Origin of the sequence: Ferruginibacter albus (genome assembly GCF_020042285.1) — a bacterium.
GTDB classification, from domain to species: domain Bacteria; phylum Bacteroidota; class Bacteroidia; order Chitinophagales; family Chitinophagaceae; genus Ferruginibacter; species Ferruginibacter albus.
Map to the genome: position 1 here is coordinate 3505867 of NZ_CP083388.1, position 17810 is coordinate 3523676.

At 37.0% G+C, this 17810-nt stretch carries 12 protein-coding genes; 8 read left to right on the plus strand and 4 right to left on the minus strand.

Annotated features, from left to right (window positions below; all coding sequences use genetic code 11):
* Nucleotides 1–74 precede the first annotated feature (74 nt).
* From K9M53_RS15010 to K9M53_RS15025, 4 genes are all read left to right on the plus strand, one after another.
* Complete coding sequence (locus tag K9M53_RS15010; RefSeq protein ID WP_224016456.1) at nt 75–4280, plus strand: gliding motility-associated C-terminal domain-containing protein; 4206 nt, start codon at nt 75–77, stop codon at nt 4278–4280.
* Nucleotides 4281–4350: 70 nt separating this feature from the next.
* Nucleotides 4351–6084: a M23 family metallopeptidase gene (locus K9M53_RS15015; RefSeq protein WP_224016457.1), complete on the plus strand. Its 1734-nt coding sequence runs from the start codon at nt 4351–4353 to the stop codon at nt 6082–6084.
* Nucleotides 6084–6644, plus strand: coding sequence for a thioredoxin-dependent thiol peroxidase (gene bcp / locus K9M53_RS15020; RefSeq protein WP_224016459.1), 561 nt, complete (start codon nt 6084–6086; stop codon nt 6642–6644). The genes K9M53_RS15015 and bcp overlap by 1 nt, the downstream gene beginning before the upstream one ends.
* A 13-nt stretch (nt 6645–6657) precedes the next feature.
* Nucleotides 6658–6951, plus strand: a complete 294-nt coding sequence (locus K9M53_RS15025) for a DUF4157 domain-containing protein (RefSeq protein WP_224016460.1) — start codon at nt 6658–6660, stop codon at nt 6949–6951.
* 60 nt (nt 6952–7011) lie between these two features.
* Here K9M53_RS15025 and K9M53_RS15030 read toward each other — a convergent pair whose 3' ends face one another.
* The 3 genes from K9M53_RS15030 to K9M53_RS15040 all read right to left on the minus strand — a co-directional run bounded on the left by K9M53_RS15030 (nt 7012) and on the right by K9M53_RS15040 (nt 12521).
* Nucleotides 7012–9729, minus strand: coding sequence for a PKD domain-containing protein (locus K9M53_RS15030; RefSeq protein ID WP_224016462.1), 2718 nt, complete (start codon nt 9727–9729; stop codon nt 7012–7014).
* A 110-nt stretch (nt 9730–9839) separates the two neighbouring features.
* Nucleotides 9840–11366: a D-alanyl-D-alanine carboxypeptidase gene (locus K9M53_RS15035; RefSeq protein ID WP_224016464.1), complete on the minus strand. Its 1527-nt coding sequence runs from the start codon at nt 11364–11366 to the stop codon at nt 9840–9842.
* A gap of 27 nt (nt 11367–11393) precedes the next feature.
* Nucleotides 11394–12521: a formimidoylglutamase gene (locus K9M53_RS15040; protein ID WP_224016466.1), complete on the minus strand. Its 1128-nt coding sequence runs from the start codon at nt 12519–12521 to the stop codon at nt 11394–11396.
* A 95-nt stretch (nt 12522–12616) separates the two neighbouring features.
* Here K9M53_RS15040 and pheS point away from each other — a divergent pair, with 95 nt between their 5' ends.
* The 3 genes from pheS (at nt 12617) to K9M53_RS15055 (ending at nt 15849) form a co-directional block, all read left to right on the plus strand.
* Nucleotides 12617–13648, plus strand: a complete 1032-nt coding sequence (pheS, locus tag K9M53_RS15045) for a phenylalanine--tRNA ligase subunit alpha (protein ID WP_224016468.1) — start codon at nt 12617–12619, stop codon at nt 13646–13648.
* A 91-nt stretch (nt 13649–13739) separates the two neighbouring features.
* The gene (locus tag K9M53_RS15050) at nt 13740–14708 is read left to right on the plus strand and encodes an NAD-dependent epimerase/dehydratase family protein (protein ID WP_224016469.1); all 969 of its coding nucleotides are present in this window, start codon (nt 13740–13742) and stop codon (nt 14706–14708) included.
* Between the two features lie 49 nt (nt 14709–14757).
* Nucleotides 14758–15849, plus strand: a complete 1092-nt coding sequence (locus K9M53_RS15055; RefSeq protein ID WP_224016471.1) for a carboxypeptidase-like regulatory domain-containing protein — start codon at nt 14758–14760, stop codon at nt 15847–15849.
* Between the two features lie 4 nt (nt 15850–15853).
* On the opposite strand, the gene K9M53_RS15060 is transcribed toward K9M53_RS15055, so the two are convergent.
* Nucleotides 15854–16795 (minus strand): UDP-3-O-(3-hydroxymyristoyl)glucosamine N-acyltransferase, encoded by a 942-nt coding sequence (locus K9M53_RS15060; RefSeq protein ID WP_224016473.1) that lies wholly within the window; start codon nt 16793–16795, stop codon nt 15854–15856.
* 425 nt (nt 16796–17220) lie between these two features.
* On the opposite strand from K9M53_RS15060, the gene K9M53_RS15065 reads away from it, so the two are divergent.
* Complete coding sequence (locus K9M53_RS15065) at nt 17221–17808, plus strand: pseudouridine synthase (RefSeq protein ID WP_224016475.1); 588 nt, start codon at nt 17221–17223, stop codon at nt 17806–17808.
* Nucleotides 17809–17810: the final 2 nt, after the last annotated feature.

A 17810-nucleotide genomic window follows, 5' to 3' on the forward strand; every position in this document is an offset into this window, starting at 1 on the left:
AATTTATAAAAATTCATCGAAATATAATTTTCCATTAAGAGCAAGGAAGTTATATTGTGTTAAATATCACCTTATTGTACCACCTTAAAACGCCTTTTTTCTTTCTTTATTTTTTATTGCCCTTCTTTTCCTTTGCGCAGGTACAAATTGATTCTATTAAAACAACCATAAGCGATTGCGCAAATAATGGAAGCGTTACCATATACGCAAAAGGCACCACCGGGAACTTATTTTACAGCATTATTGCCGGTCCGGTAACACAGCCTGCACAGGTAAGCAATATATTCAATTCGCTTCCCCCGGGTACTAATTATATTGTAGGCGTATCCGATGGCATTAATAATTCTATACAAAATTTTACTATAACCGGCAGCTATACATCTCCTGATTTTACTGCTATAAGTACTTCGCCTTATTGTACCGGCGGTAATGATGGACGAATAATTGGCAACAGGGATGCAGGCACCGGGAAGCCTCCTTATACCTGGCAATTGATCGCTCCTGTTACATCCGCACAACAAGTAAGCGATACATTTCCCAATCTTTCGGCAGGCAATTATACAGTAAGACTTACGGATGGCTGTGGCAGCTTTAGAACCGGCGTTGTCACCATTTCGAATCCTGCTACAACATTTAATTTTTATGGACCTCCTCAAGTAGAGGGGGTAGGATGTGATTCAATATCCGTTTATACAACCTTACAATTTGATCCTGCTTCGCTAAGGCCTCCTTTTAGTTTTAAATATCAAACTAAAAACGGCACTTATACTCCCGCTGCAAGTGCAACAACAATTGATAGCAGCAATGTAAACAGCGGTTATATTTATATTTCGCACATTGTACCCGGACTAACATACGGAGATACTTTTAATATTGCTATTTACAATGCCTGCAGAGATAGCCAGCGATTGAGCTATTATGTGTTGCCTTATATTTTTGCTCCTTATTACAGTTTTGATAGCTGTGGTATTAATGCATATGCTTTGTATAGTTATTACGACAATTATAATTATTACCAGGGACTTAAAACTCCCGTTACTTATTCTTATACTGATTCAGCGACCAATGCGGTGGTAGATGCCGGCGTTCTTAAAAGCGATACAGCCGTTTTTCCATACCATCAGATCACACGAATAATATCTATAACTCCGGCACTTGTACAGGGCAGAACCTATAAACTAACGGTAAGGGATGGTTGTGGAAAACTGTTTGAGCAGAATTATACAATACCCTTTATAGCTCAACCGGCGATCATTGAAAAAGTAATTCTTTACAGTTCCTGCATAGATTCTACCGTTGGCACTTATCGGATTCATGCTGTAGGTTTTGGAGGAAGCGCCAAACTCATTTTACTTTCAGGACCTGCAAGTCTGGGAAGCACTAAGCTGGGCTTTTCTTATTCGGATATCTATAGTTACCCGGATACAATACCTGCCCCCGAATATATCTTTTTGGATAAGCTGGCAATAGGAACATATCAATATAAAATTATTGATACCTGTGGGCATGAAATTGCTGATTCTATAGTTATTGACAGTTCAATGGTTACCAGCTTGAGTAGAAGTGTTTCTTATAAAAAAGGTTGTTTAGGGCGCAACCAGATCTATTACTCGTTATCCAACGGTGGTTATTTTGATGGTGTTAATTTTCATTACGTAGGAGGAGCGGACGGCAATATAACCGTCAAAAATCTTCAAACCGGCGCAATAATGAAAAATTCAAAATTGAATGACCAATTTGGAGTTTTTGATTCTGCTTTAAATATTCCGTCGGGGAAATATGAGATAACATACAATTTTATGCAAGGAGGCTATGGAACACCAATGAATGATTCCATTACGAATTGCTGGACGATCAAAGACACAATTACGATCCCGCCTTATCAAACACCTACTATCAAAACCGGTAATTATTTAAAATGCCAAAACGGTATTAATATAGAATTACTGCCGGATAGTACTAAAGGGGTAGCGCCTTATCAATATGAGATCATTGCCGGCCCGCAAACTTTTCCTGAACAGGCATCTAATGTGTTCTCGGTTGCACAAGGCGGCATATATACAGCACGTATTTTTGATGTGTGCGGCAATGCTTCCACGGCGCAAATAACTATTACTCCTGTTGCATTTCCTCCAACCGGCACCATAGCCCCAAGCTGTAATAGTTCAAAATTATTTTATGGCTCGTCTGCTTATTTTTCTTATCAATGGACAACGCCCAACGGCGATATTTATGATGGTGATACACTTACAATAAGTCCTATTACACCTGCGGATACAGGCTTTTATTATGTTCGTAAGATCACCAATATTAATGGCTGTGCAGATACGTCTTACACATCTCATCATTTATCGTTGGTTGCTTCGGTTACGCAAACCATTCCTTTTTGCAAAGGAACCGATGTACACGTAGGAACGCATACCTATAATACACCCGGTATTTATGTTGATACGTTATCTAGAGTAAATACATTGGGATGTGATAGTGTGGTTACTACCTATTTATTGGTACTGCCTCAAAAAAAAGATACCAATAACGTTGGTATTTGCAGAGGCGGCAGTGTAAAGGTTGGGGCTAACGTGTATTCTGTTCCCGGCATATATGTAGATTCTGTTCAAAATGCGTATGGCTGTTTCGACCTCATTTATACCAACCTGTTCATACAGCAATCAATTGACACCTTCACTATTAGCATATGCCATCATGATAGTATTCAAGTTGGCACGCATGTTTATACTGCTCCCGGAACATATGCTGATACGCTTACATCTTACAAAGGATGCGATAGTGTTATTGTATTAAAGATTAAGCAGGCACCGATAGATGTAATCATTTCTGACGTAGTATCATATCGAACTATTTGCCAGGGCGACACTATCAGGGTTTTAAATGGCAATAAAAAGTATTTTGAGGCAGGCGTTTACCAGGATACAACTTACATCAATAGTCCCGGCGATTGTATAGATTATATTTTTACAGTAAATATTACTGTTTCTGCTTACAAAAAAGATTCGATCACAAAAAGGCTTTGTGCCGGACAAAGCTTTACGGTTGGCACACACACTTATAGTACAACAGGTATTTATAGAGATACGTTAACTACAACAAGCTGCGATAGTATAGTAACGTTAAACCTTACAATAGATGCATACAAGCGGGATTCTGTAACGCAAAATATCTGTAGCGGACAAAGCTTTTCGTTTAATGGAAAAGTTTATGGTCAAACGGGTGTTTACAGAGATACGCTTTCTACATCAACCTGTGATAGCATTGCAATACTGAATCTTATAGTGGGTGGTTATAAAAAAGATTCTGTTACGCAAAGCATTTGTGCAGGACAAAGTTTTTCTTTTAATGGAAACAGTTATACAAAAACAGGCATTTACAGAGATACACTTTCAACCTCTACCTGTGATAGCATTGCAATACTGAATCTTATAGTGGGTGGTTATAAAAAAGATTCTATTACACAAAGCATTTGTGCAGGACAAAGTTTTTCTTTTAATGGAACCAGCTATACAAAAGCCGGCATTTATAGAGATACACTTTCAACCTCTACCTGCGATAGTATTGCCGTACTAAATCTTATTGTTACAAATTATAAAAAGGATTCCATTACAAGATCGGTTTGTGCTGAAGAAAGTTATACATTTAACGGAAATGTATACACGCAAACAGGCATTTACCGCGATACATTTCCTGCGGCTCCCTGCGACAGCATCTCCATTCTTAATTTAACCATACTGCCCCAAGCATTTGTTGACATTATTCCCAGTGCTTTAAATGTAGATAGGAACGATACGATACAATTAAATGTAACACCTGCAGCCCGCTCTTATTTATGGACTGCCACCAATGCATTAATAAGCAATACCGGCATTAAAAATCCTTTTGCAACAATACCATCTTCTTCATGGATCTACGTTAAAACTGCCAGTACCATTGGTTCCTGTATTGCTGTTGATTCTGTTTTTATTACGGTCAATGATTCTGTACGCTGTAACGATAGTTACATTTACTTACCCAATGCATTTACTCCCAATGGAGATGGGTTAAATGATCTGTTCAGAATTCAATATAAAAATATCACACTAAAAGAGTTTCAGATATTCAATCGTTGGGGTGAACGGGTTTTTAAAACCTCTAACATTAAAGAAGCCTGGGATGGAAAACATAAGGGTGAAATTACCGCAGGTAATTATGTGTATTGGGTGTCTTATCATTCACGCTGCGACAATAACATAAAGCTTCTTAAAGGGAATATTATATTGATACGATAGGCTCTGGTCATTTGTTAATGCTCTTGCCGTTTGGATTTATATCTTAATTTTGAATTCAAACCCACTAACATTGAATTTCTACTATTCCAACTTACTAAGAAAGGTCTTTACTTGTTGCCTTGTTACCTTAATACCTTGCTATCTCTCTGCCCAAATCTTTCCTGCCAAAAATTACCCGCAGGGATATTTTCGCTGGCCATTAAATATTCCACCGGCTATTGTTGCCAACTTTGGAGAACTTCGTCCTAATCATTATCACATGGGGTTGGATTGCAGAACCAATGCACAGCAAAACTTGCCTGTTTATGCCACTGCAGATGGTTACATTGCCAAGGTAACCATTGATGCTACCGGCTTTGGAAGATCTATCCGCATTAATCATCCTAATGGGCTAACTACTTTATATGCACACTTGAATGATTTTAACCCTGCATTGGAAAAATATGTAACCGAACAACAATACAAAAGAGAGACATGGAAAATTGAGATAGATATTCCGGCTAATTTATTTCCTGTAAAAAAAGGAGACTTTATTGCCTACAGCGGCAGCACCGGTGGATCTCAAGGTCCGCATGTACATTTTGAGATAAGAGATACTAAAACAGACAAAGTATTGAATCCTTTTTTATTTGGCATGCCGATACCCGATGGTGTACCACCAATTATTCATCGCTTGTGTATGTACAACAGAAACAAAAGTGTGTATGAGCAATCCCCACGATTCATTACTATAACAAAAGCCGGCGGCATTTATACGGCACCGCTGGTAATAGCCAACAGCAGTAAAGTAAGTTTTGCTATTTCAGCAACGGATTCGCATACCGGTTCAACAAATCCTAATGGAATTTACCAGGCGGTTATATATGATAATGATGAGCCACTTTCCGGTTTTCAATTAGACAGCATTGATTATAGCGAAACACGCTATGTAAATGCACAAATAGATTATAAGCTGAAAACCAATGGCGGCCCTTTTGTACAACATCTATCAAGGTTGCCGGGTTATCCTGAAGGTGTTTACAAAGATATTAATGGCACAGGTGTTATTAATTTGAATGATGACGAAGTGCATCATATAAAAATTGAAGTAAAGGATGTGAATGGTAATACTTCTATTTTAAAATTTGATGTAAAGCGTGGCGAAGGAGTTGTTGAAAGTAAAGGTAATGCTGCGTATCAATCAAAAGAATTTGTGCCGGGCTTTGTAAATGTTTTTGAAAATAATGACATCAGCTTTTACATGCCGGAGAATTGTTTGTATGATTCTATCCCGTTTCATTTTAGTGAATTAGCTGCTGTAAGCCCGAACGCCGCATCGCCACAATTTCAATTAGAATATGGTTATGTGCCGGTGCATGATACGTTTATGGTAAAAATCAAACCAACTATTACTGTTGCCAATAAAGATAAAATAGTGATGCGGTGTGCATGGGGCGGTAAAGAAAGTTTTCAGAAAGCAGCATACGAGAATGGTTGGTATAAAGCAGGTTTTAGGGATTTTGGTTATTATCAATTACTGGTAGATAATACACCCCCTACTATTACACCGATCGGTTTTTATAATGGGATGAATTGCAGAGGACGCGGCAGTATCATGTTTTCTGTAAGAGATAACAGCAGTATTAAAAATGTGACCTTTAGAGCTGAATTGGATGGTAAATGGTTGCGGTTTACCAATGATAAGAACGCTGCTTTTATTTATAAGTTCGATTATCATTGTGCATCAGGGGTGCATGAATTAAAAATTATTGCAACAGATTGTGTAGGCAATGTTGCGGAGAAAGTATATAATTTTACCAGGTAGTGAAAGGAAAACTCAATATTAAATTTTATAAATTCATTGACAGCTTAATCAGCGGTATTAATATGGAACAGCATAAAACAAGTTTAAAAGAAAATAGCAAAGCACCTGCCTTTACAGGTAAAGATCAAAACGGGAATACTATTTCGTTAAAAGATTTTGAAGGAAAAAAAGTGGTCATCTATTTTTATCCCGAAGACGATACGCCTACCTGTACTGTACAGGCTTGCAACTTTCGTGATAACTATAGCTTACTGAAAAAGAATGGCATCGTGGTATTAGGTATTAGTCCTGATGAAGAAAAAAAGCATAAAAAATTTGAAGCCAAGTACGATCTGCCTTTTACATTGATTGCAGATCCGGATCATAAAATAATTGATAAGTATGATGTGTGGGGGCAAAAGCAATTATTCGGAAGAGAATACATGGGGCTGGTACGTACTACGTTTTTGATCGACGAAAAAGGAACGATCCGAAAAATATTTTTACGCCCTAACAGCAAAGAGCATACAGAAGAGATCATGGAGGCATGGAAAGAAATTGATCAATCAAAATCCAAATAACAATTTCCAGATTGTGGAGAATGTTACCATCAAAGAAAATTCATGGATCGCAAAGTTGGCGGCAAAGCGATTGAAAGTTTCTAAAGTGGCAATTGTAATTGGTAAAAAGATCCATCTCTATAATACTACTCAGCAAGAATTTTTAACAGACATCAAATGGGTAAGGCACGAATTGTGTCATGTGCAGCAGTTTAAGCAGCATGGCTTCTTTATATTCATCATTAAATACTTATTAGAAAACTTTCGCAAAGGCTATTATAATAATAAATTTGAAGTAGAAGCCAGGGCGGCAGAAAATGATCAGTGATATAAAAAAGACCCCTGCACAATTAAGTGCAGAGGCCATTATCCCCATTGTTATTCCTACTTACAATTTTTGAAACTTGGCGTAACAAGTTTTGTTTCCATAGATCAATTTTATTGTATAGCTGCCCGCTGTTAAAGCATCTGTTTTTACCGTTACAACATTATTACCCGCAATACCCGGTTGATTGCTTTGCGAAAGCAAAACACCCTGATCAGTATATAAATAGATATGAATGACTTCTGCTGAGGTTTGCTGCAGGTTGACACTTGCCGTTGTATGCACTGGATTCGGGTATGCATACAATTCGCAAGAAGATGCAATATTATCGATATGTATCGTGTTGCAATATTCTTTTACACAGCCATCCCCCACTGTAATATGCAGACAAACTCTATAGTAACCTGTATCTGTAAATGTATAGGTTGGATTATTTTGTTGAAGGGTTATTGGGGTCATAGCCGTGTTGGATAGGTCGGCGATCGTCCAGCTTTGTTGCGATACAGCTGCATTGGCTATCGTATAAAAATATATTTTGTTAGGCGTTGTTCCATCTTTATAATAATTGTAAGAAATTTTTACCGTATCACAACTGAGCTGCGTTGTTACTGCAATTGTTTTACAGGTGGTAGCTGCACAACTGGTATTTTTAAATGCCGTTAAACAAGCAACATAATTTCCTGCTATTGCATAACGATGCTTTGCCTGTGCCAATTGCAAACCTGCTCCATCGCCAAAAGTCCATGTGTATTGAATATTGCTGCCGATATAAGTCGGAGTGAAGTAATAAGATTGTCTATCCGTAGAAAGATAGTTATAGGTAAATAATGATAGATTTTTACACTCAGGAATAAGGGTCGGAATAATTATCGAATCGCACTTATAGGCTACACAGGTATTGTTCGTTTGCATACGCAGGCAAACATAATACGTACCGGGGTTTGTATATGTGTGCGATGCATTCCATGATGTAGCAGAAGCGCCATCGCCGAAATACCAGGTGACTGTTGCATTGGTTGTACTTACTACAGATGCATTGGTAAAATGTACTGTAGTTCCGGAATCTAGCTTCCAGGAATAGTTAGGTTGAATATTACAAGGAGTTATGATTGCAACTGTAATGTCTTTACAATATTCAGCAACACATGGAGCTGCGCCGGGTATTATTCTTTTTACATGAAGACAAACATGATAGGTGCCTGCATTCGCAAAAGTATGCAGAGGATCCTTGTCATAAGAAGTAGTACCATCACCGAATGTCCAAATAGTGGAATCCATATTGGAAATATTTCCAGTTACATTGGCAAACTGAATAACATTTGAATGTGTTGAATCTTTTATTGTGTTGGTATAATAAGCCTGCAAATTGCAAACACTTGTCGGGGCAATAATAATCGTTTTACAAATACTGGCAGCACAATAAGTAGTGTTTGAATTATACTTTTTAATGTACAGGCAAACGGTATATGTTCCGGGTTGACCAAAGCTGTGTTTAACACTTCTGTCGTGAGAGATTTTGCCATCACCCCAAACCCAGTAAGCGCTGTCTCCCGTAGCTAATGCAGGCGAAGTAATGGCAAAAGCATACGTATAGGGAATGGAAGAAGCGCTGTCCATTTTATAAGAATAATCTACAAGAAGATTACAAGGTGCAGAGATAGTAACTGTCCGGCAAAACTCGCTAACGCAAGGAGCAGCGCCGGGCATTGATCTTTTTACATGTAAACAAACATTGTAAACACCTGCATTGGCAAATGTATGATTGGGATTTACATCATATGATGTAGTGCCATCACCGAAAGTCCATATGGTGGAATCGGTTGATAGAATGCCTACAGTTTTGTTTGTAAAATGTACAAGATTAAAATGGGATGTGTCTGTTGTTGATGAAAAATTTGTCTTTAAATCACATGCAGGAACAGAAGCGACAGTTATGGTTTTGCAAAACTCACTAACACAAGGCGCTGCGCCTAAATTCATTCTTTTTTCAAGTAAACAAACATTGTAAGTGCCTCCGTTTATGAATAAATGACTTGGATCTCTATTGTAAGAAATGCTGCCATCACCAAATGTCCATATAGAAGAGTCGTTAGCTGACCAAACATTTGTAAAATTGAAAAAATGAAGAAGATTTGCTTTTGAAGTATCTATTGAATAAACAATATTAGCCTGCAAATCACAATTAACTGTAACCTGTACCTGGAAGCTCATGCAAGTATCACTTCCACAGGAAGCGGCACTATCTCTTTTAACCAACAAACAAACTTTGTACAATCCCGATGTTGGATAAACATGCGTAGCAGTAAAATCATTGGAAGTAGTACCATCGCCAAAATCCCAACGCACATAATGGATATCATTGGCAGTAGTAGATGTATTGGTAAAGTAAACTTTATTGGTTTGAACGGAATCTCTTTTATAAGTAAAAGAAGCTTTTAAATAACAAGGAGCATTATTAGGAATAAGCACCTCTTTTCTTATTGTATCAGAACATACAATTTGTGTGGTTTTCATTCGGGTAACTATATGCACTACTACATATGTTCCATAGTTGTTATAAAAATGAGAAGGAGCAACTACATTTACTGTATTGCTCCCGTCTCCAAAACTCCAGCTATGGTAAACAAATTGTGAATCATAATTAGCAACCGGTGTAAAACTTACATTATTGCCACTTAGCGTAAAGCCGAATTGCGCATTAGTGCAAGGGGCATTGGTTTGTGCAACGGCTCCGTAAAAAAACACAATAGCAAAAGCTATCAGCGTAAAGATCTTTTTCATACAATCGTTTTGGGTTAAAGGTTTTTGATATAATACGGGCTTAACACTGGGGTTGTATTATACAGATGCTTTACTAAAACGGAAATGTTGCCTGAAAAGAAAAAAATTATTTAATAGCGATCGCGGATATTCTCAAGAAACTGCTCAATAGCACGCTTCACATGTGTTGCATCTCCTTGAAAATTATTGACTAAGATGGAAAAGATAAGCAGTTTATTTTTTTTAGTGATGAGATAACCGGACAGTGAATTATTGTTACTCATGCTGCCGGTTTTGGCATAGATGAAGGAGCTGTCACTATGATAGTAATTTTTTAAAGTGCCTTCACCCCCGGTTGGAAGAATAACTTTTAACCGCTCCCAGCCAAATTCATTTTTCATTTTATTTAAGATGTAAATAAATGATTGTGGTGTAAACAAATTGTAGCGACTTAACCCGCTACCATCTACCCATCTGGGTTTTTGGGGAATATCTTTTAAGTCTGATTTTAATAAAGTGTCGATAATGTCTTCATCATTCATATAACCTAAATGCTCGTTGCTTACCATTAATAAAGTTTGCTCGGCAAAGAAGTTATCACTGCGATGCATCATGAGTTTAAAGAGAGAATCGGAGGGTTGAGAGTGGATAACAGATAAATTGCTGTCTTTGAAAGATTCCTGGTATTGGAATTCCTGTCGTTGAGATTCGAACGTTCCATCTTTAAGCAACACTTTATATCCAACTTGATCAAAGTGTTTATTTTTAAACTGTTGATTTAATATCGAAATAATTCTATCGCCTTCCGTATTTATAGGAATGTCCACTTGCTTTACTTTCTCTTTAGAAGGAATTACCCAAATAGCATCATCCGCCGGGGCTTTTTTTAATGTAAAATATCTACCGGTATCAATCAAGAGATTATAACGATCCCTGTAAAAATCATCAAAATAATTTCTATCTAAACCATAACCATAAAACCAATAGGGATTGAGTTTAAAATCAGCTGAAGTTTTCCATCTGAGATGAACATCGACTTGCCTATTTGCAATGATTCTATCTTTGTTAATAGAATCTTGCCAGATAAAGGTTAATAAATTGCCATGAACCGGCATGGCAGATCGTTCAGGGCAATAACTTTCTGCAAAATCGCCCCAGGACCAATATTCCGATCTGGCTGTGGCTTTCCAATTACTTTTATGTATGATGAGTCTATTATAGGGTAAGTTTTCTATAAAATTTTTTACAGGTTGATTGGTAAAATCGGGATGCATAAAAGTTGGATCCCCAGTGGGAATAATTCTGAATTCAAAGGAATCGTATTTAAGTGTGCTTGGTTTAATTGGTTCAATAATTTTATATCTTAATCCCACCAAACTATCTCCCAAATATTTCATTCCGGCATATAACGTAAACAATTTGGCATTACTTGCCGGTACAAAATATTTTGCAGCATCATAATTATATAAGTAAGAATTGGCAATAGGATCATAAACAGAAATGCCAATATGCCCAGTGCTCACAACAGAATCATTAATTAAAGAGTCGGCAAAGTTTTGTATTTGTGCAGAAGAAGGTGAGGAAATAATTAGGAATGCACAATTAATAATTAATAATTTTTTCAACTTACTAAACGTCTGTAAAAATTGAATCTTCATTATTAATTACTAATTATTAACTCTTAATTAAGTTCTTTCCTGCGCTCTCAACCATCTTTCAGGTATCATATTCCTGCTGGCATTAACATAATCGTTATAACTGCAGGCAATAAATTTTTTATTGGGTAATTGCATCCACCAGCGATTGCTTCTTTTGCTTTGCAGAAAAACAGTATCTACCTCTGCAAAAGCAGTATTATATTCATTAAAATATTCACGTTCTTCAATAGACACTTCTTGTTTGCTTTTATACTTACCATCTATAAAGTACCAGATCATTTGCGCAATTTGTTTAGCGGTCAGTTCATTTACATCCGATTGCACATCGTAACCATAAATACCAAAACTGCTGAGCATATCGCTCATGCCCGCATAACGCGTAAGCGTACAAGCCTCTTCACCCGTTAGTCCATTTGGGGAAATTTCATTAGCAGGTGCATCACTATGTTTTATAGCACTGATATCAAAACTCAATAAATTGGTATTCCGCAATACAGGTTCCATTTCATCAATATTATCTTTTACATGCCCCAGTCGAAAGCAATCAAAACGCAGCTTATCCATTCTTTCCAGCATCACCGGGTGAACAAAATAACTTTGAAAACCGATGTGGTTATAATGTTTAACAAGATTGGGTTCACTCGTCAGCATGTCCAATAAGAAGTTTTCACTGCGGATAGAGCTTTCACCTCGTAAGTCGATCATTGCATCAATGCAGGTAGCTTCTACTAATTGCTGAGCATCCCTATAAGCAAAATATTGAGCTAAGGTCAGATCGTGTGAACCACCTAAAATAATAACAGTTTTATTCAACTGTAATAATTCGCTTAATACGGTTTTAAATGCAGCATAACTATCAGTAATAGAAGCGCCGGTTTTAATGTTGCCGATATCTGCTATCTGCACATCATAATGCCAGTAATGCAATTGGTATAAATATTTACGAATGGCATCAGGACTATCCGTACGTGAATTAAAGATCCCGCTGCCTCTCGACTCGCCAATTCCCATTATCACGATATCTGCATTGGCAACATCAGGCATTTCGTGTTTATACGCATTTACATGCGTAGCCAACTGTCCGTCATTATAGCCAAAATCAATGTCAGATCCATAAAAGCTGATCGGTTCTAAAAAATCGTGCAAATCAAGCATTCCCAAATATTTCCAACAAACTTAACAAATAATAGTATCGGTTTTGTAAAAACGCAATTAACAACTGTGAATAACAAATCCGTACTTTTGCCGCCATGGAACAGCTTATTAAGCAAATAGAAGACTATAAACAAGAGATAAATAATTACGTGGCAGCCAATGCCGATGATGCAGAAACTTTCAGGATTAAATATCTCGGCACTAAAGGGTTGGTAAAATCGGTAATGGGCGAAATGAAAAATGTACCTGCCGATCAAAAAAAAGAATTCGGGCAATTGCTGAATGATTTCAAATTATTTACAGAAGCTAAATACGAAGAATTAAAAGAAACAACCGATAACGGGAAGGCCAACACTGAAAATACTATTGACATTTCATTACCTGCTGATACTTTACCGTTAGGTTCCCGCCATCCAATAAGTTTGGTGCGCAACAGAATTGTTTCCATCTTTCAGCGTTTAGGTTTTGCAGTAGCCGAAGGACCGGAAATTGAAGATGACTGGCACAATTTTACTGCATTGAATTTGCCGGAAAATCATCCTGCACGTGATATGCAGGACACTTTTTATATTAATCAAAATCCGGATTGGTTATTGCGTACACATACATCCAGTGTGCAGGTGCGTGAAATGGAAAAAGGCAAATTGCCCATCCGTATTATTTGCCCGGGTCGTGTATATCGTAACGAAACGATCAGCGCAAGAGCGCATTGCTTCTTTCACCAGGTAGAAGGTTTATATATCGCCGAAAATGTTTCCTTTGCAGATCTAAAACAAACGCTATACTTCTTTGTGCAGGAAATGTTTGGCGAATCGGTTAAAGTTCGTTTTCGCCCCAGCTATTTTCCATTTACAGAACCAAGTGCTGAAATGGATATCAGCTGTTTGATCTGTGGCGGTAAAGGCTGTAATGTTTGCAAGCACACAGGATGGGTAGAGATATTAGGGTGTGGCATGGTGCATCCAAACCTGTTGGAAAATTGTGGTATTGATAGTAATAAATACACAGGCTTTGCATTTGGCATGGGTGTTGAACGTATTACTATGTTGAAATACCAGATTAAAGATCTGCGTTTATTCAGCGAAAACGATTTACGGTTTTTGAAACAGTTTACAAGTGCAGTGTAATTTTTTGTGACGAACTTTTGTTCTTTATTCAACATCGTTGTGTCACTCTCTTGTGCTTTTCATTTCTATACTCATCTCTTATTAAGTAGTTATGGTTTTAGTTACCGGCGGTTCAGGTTTAATAGGAAAAGAACTGATAAAACTATTGCTCTTGCAAAACAAGACGGTAATTGCTACTTATAATAAAACACCTTTACCGGATTTCAATACTCCCCTGTTAACACAGATTCATTGTACTATTTTAGATGCTGCACAATTGGAAGAAATAATGCAGGAAGTAGAAGAGGTATATCATTGTGCTGCATTGGTAACATTTAATGCTGCAAGAGTAAAAGAGTTATACTCCATTAATGTAGAAGGTACAGCCAATGTTGTAAATGCAGCATTAAATACGGGCGTAAAAAAATTGGTGTATATAAGTTCCGTAGCAGCACTGGGGAAAAAAATAAACAACAGCACCATTGATGAAAAAATAAAATCTGCTGACCAGGATAAAAACAATCCATACGGCAAAAGTAAATACCTTGCCGAAATGGAAGTATGGCGTGGTATTGCAGAAGGATTAAATGCAGTAATTGTAAATCCTACCGTGGTGCTTGGTGCAGGCGACTGGAGTAAAGGTTCTACCAAAATATTTCAAACAGTTTATAATGAATTCCCCTGGTACAGCGATGGCGTAACAGGTTTTGTAGATGCGAGGGATGTTGCCAGGGCAATGATACAATTAATGAATAGCAGCATTACTAATGAACGTTTTATTGTAAGCGCAACCAATAAAAGCTATGAGGAAGTATTTACATTGATCGCTAAATCATTCAATAAAAAACCTCCCTACAAAAAAGTAACGCCATTTTTATCCTCACTGGTTTGGCGACTGGAAGCTTTTAAAAGTTATTTTACCGGCGCAGAACCATTGGTTACAAAAGACACAGCGGCAACTGCATTAAAGAAAGTGCATTATGATAACAGCAAGCTGCTAAAAGCCTTACCAACATTTCAATACACGCCATTAGAACAAACAATTATTGATACCTGCACAATATTTGCAACAAAGAATTAACATTCATTCTTGTAAATTCGTATTTATCCAATAGTCTCAACACACTTATATGAAAAAACTTTTTTTAGCATTTGTAACGTTGATCATTGCTTCCGTTGCATTTTCTCAATCCACTTATTTTTATGTAAAAGGCGTTGTTATTGATGCCCAAACAAAAGCACCATTACAGGCGGCATCTGTATTTGCAGAAAATACAACACAGGGTACTGTAACAGATGCGCAAGGAAATTTTGCTTTACAATTACCTTCGGGTGGTTATGATATAGCTATAACATTTACAGGTTACTCTACCGAAACAAGAAGGATATCCTCATCAGATGCAAGCAATAAACAATTAGAAATTAGCTTGAATAAAAAAGAAGAGTCGTTAGCTGCAGTTGCTGTTGTAGGCAGCAATGAAGTAAAAGATGGCTGGGAAAAATACGGCGAGCTTTTTACAAATGATTATATAGGCAAAACAAGGTTCAGCAGTGATTGCCATATTCTGAATCCGGATGTATTGAAATTCTATTATAGCAAAAGAAAGAATCGCTTAAAAGTTCTATCATCAACGCCTATTGAAATTCGCAATGACGCATTAGGCTATAATATTAAATATACGCTTGATTCTTTTACATACGACTATAACACACAAACAACAGTTTATACCGGCTCTCCTTTATTTGAAGAAATGAAACCTGAAACGGATGCACAGCTAACTAAATGGAAAGCAAACCGCATACAGGCATATCATGGCTCTATTCTACAATTCATGCGAAGTGTTTATAAAAAAACAATGCCAAATGAAGGCTTTGAAATTCAATTCATAGCTCCCAATGATGGCAACGATACTGCCATCAAACTGAAAGATTTTTATGGGGCATTAAATTATAAGTTGGATGATAGTGATAAAACTGTTGAAATAAAGCCAAACCAGCAAAATGTAGCGGTTATTTATAATAATGAACCGCCTGAGCAAAATTATTTATCGGCAAATGAAGATGCTCCTAAAAAGTACCAGCTTTCTTTTGTCGCTTTCAGCGAACCTATCACTATAGAATCAAATGGTTACTATTATGACCAGAATGATCTCACGATCACGGGTTATTGGGCATGGACAAAAGTAGCAGACATGTTGCCGTATGATTTTGTACCGGAGTAATAATTTACTTATTGACCTTCTCCCATAACTGCGGAATACGCTTTATCCAAACCAATTCACGTTTTTTCTCTCTTGCATCTTCGGCAGGATAGCCAAAATAAGTTTTATTGCCTTCCAACGATGACGGCACGCCACTTTGTGCCAATACTACCGCATTATCCCCAATGGTTAATGTTTTACTTACACCTACCTGCCCCCATAGTGTAACGCCAGCTCCAATTTCAACAGCGCCCGCAATACCAACCTGCGCCGCCAGTAAACAATTTTTTCCAATAACCGTATCATGGCCAATATGGATCATATTATCCATTTTGGTTCCCTGCCCAATTTTTGTATCATGACTAACGCCACGATCGATCGTACAGCTTGCGCCAATTTCTACATCGTTCTCAATCACTACTCTTCCGCAGCTCGGCATTTTTTTATACCAAACATCGCGGTCTTTTTTAGTATTATAATAAAAAGCGTTGCTGCCGATAACAGTGCCGGATTGTATAATTACATTGTCGCCAATAATACAATGCTCCAATATTGTTACGTTAGGATAGATGATGCAATTTTTTCCGATGATTACATTATCGCCAATAAAAACATTTGGATAAACAACCGTTCCTTCACCAACTGTTAATGAATCGCTGATTGATTTTTTCTCAGGAGTAAATGGACGAAAATGATTGATGATCTTACAATAAGCTTCAAAAGGATTGTCTGTTATTAACAATGCTTTTCCTTCCGGTACATCTACTTGTTTGTTGATGATGATAAAACTTGCAGCACTGTTAATACACTTGTCATAATACTTTGGATGATCTACAAATACCAGGTCACCTTTTTCAACTTTATGAATTTCATTAATGCCCGTTGCTTGTGCATTTTTATCACCAACCAATGTTGCATTTATAAAATTTGCCAGCCATTCAACAGAAACAGGAGAAGGAAACTGCATAATATTTTGTTTTAACGAAGTTAACAGAGTAATTGATAATTGCGTGATGAAGAGTTGATAATTGTTGCAAATCGTAAACTTACTTTCGCTTATCAATTATAAAACTATTAATCATCAATTCAATGAAACATAACAATATCAATACTCTTCATCAATGCTTATGTTTTAATTTTTAATCCGGCAGATAGTAATAGTAATTTTACAGTAGATGAAACTATAATTATTGAATGTTATTAACCTGCTCCTTATCCACAACGTAAATAAAAATGTGAATAAAATTTATGGTAAAAGATTCTTAGTTAGAAAAAATTCTTTTTAATATTGTGAAGGGAATTTATTCCCGGTACTTACTAACCCATCCATATAATGAAGCTCGACGGTAAAATGTCGGGCTTTCTTATTTTTATTAATTAATTACTTCAGCATTGAACAAGTACTTTATTATTTATAAACCATTTAATGTTTTATCACAATTCACTTCGCAGGAAGGAAAGCAAACATTGAAAGATCATTTTGATGTGCCAACAGATGTTTATCCTGTAGGAAGATTGGATTATGACAGTGAAGGTTTATTGATTCTTACCAACGATAAAAAATTAAATCACACATTATTAAACCCAACGTTTAAGCATGAGCGTGAGTATTGGGTACAGGTAGATGGCAACATAACAGAAGATGCAATTGCTATTTTAAAAAAAGGCGTAACGATTTCTGTAGATGGCAAACCACATCGCACGCTTCCCTGCAAGGCAAGCTTGTTTAAAGAAGAACCTTTAGTGCCTGTAAGAAACCCGCCAATACGATTTCGTAAAAACATTCCGGCGCCATGGATAAAACTTATGCTGGCAGAAGGCAAGAACCGGCAGGTTCGTAAAATGACCGCTGCCGTTGGCTTTCCAACGCTTCGACTTATTCGAAGACGCATAGAAAAAGTGGATATTGAAGGATTTAATCCCGGAGACATGCAGGTAGTTTCAGAACAGGAAATTTATAAATTACTGTTTGGAAAATAAAC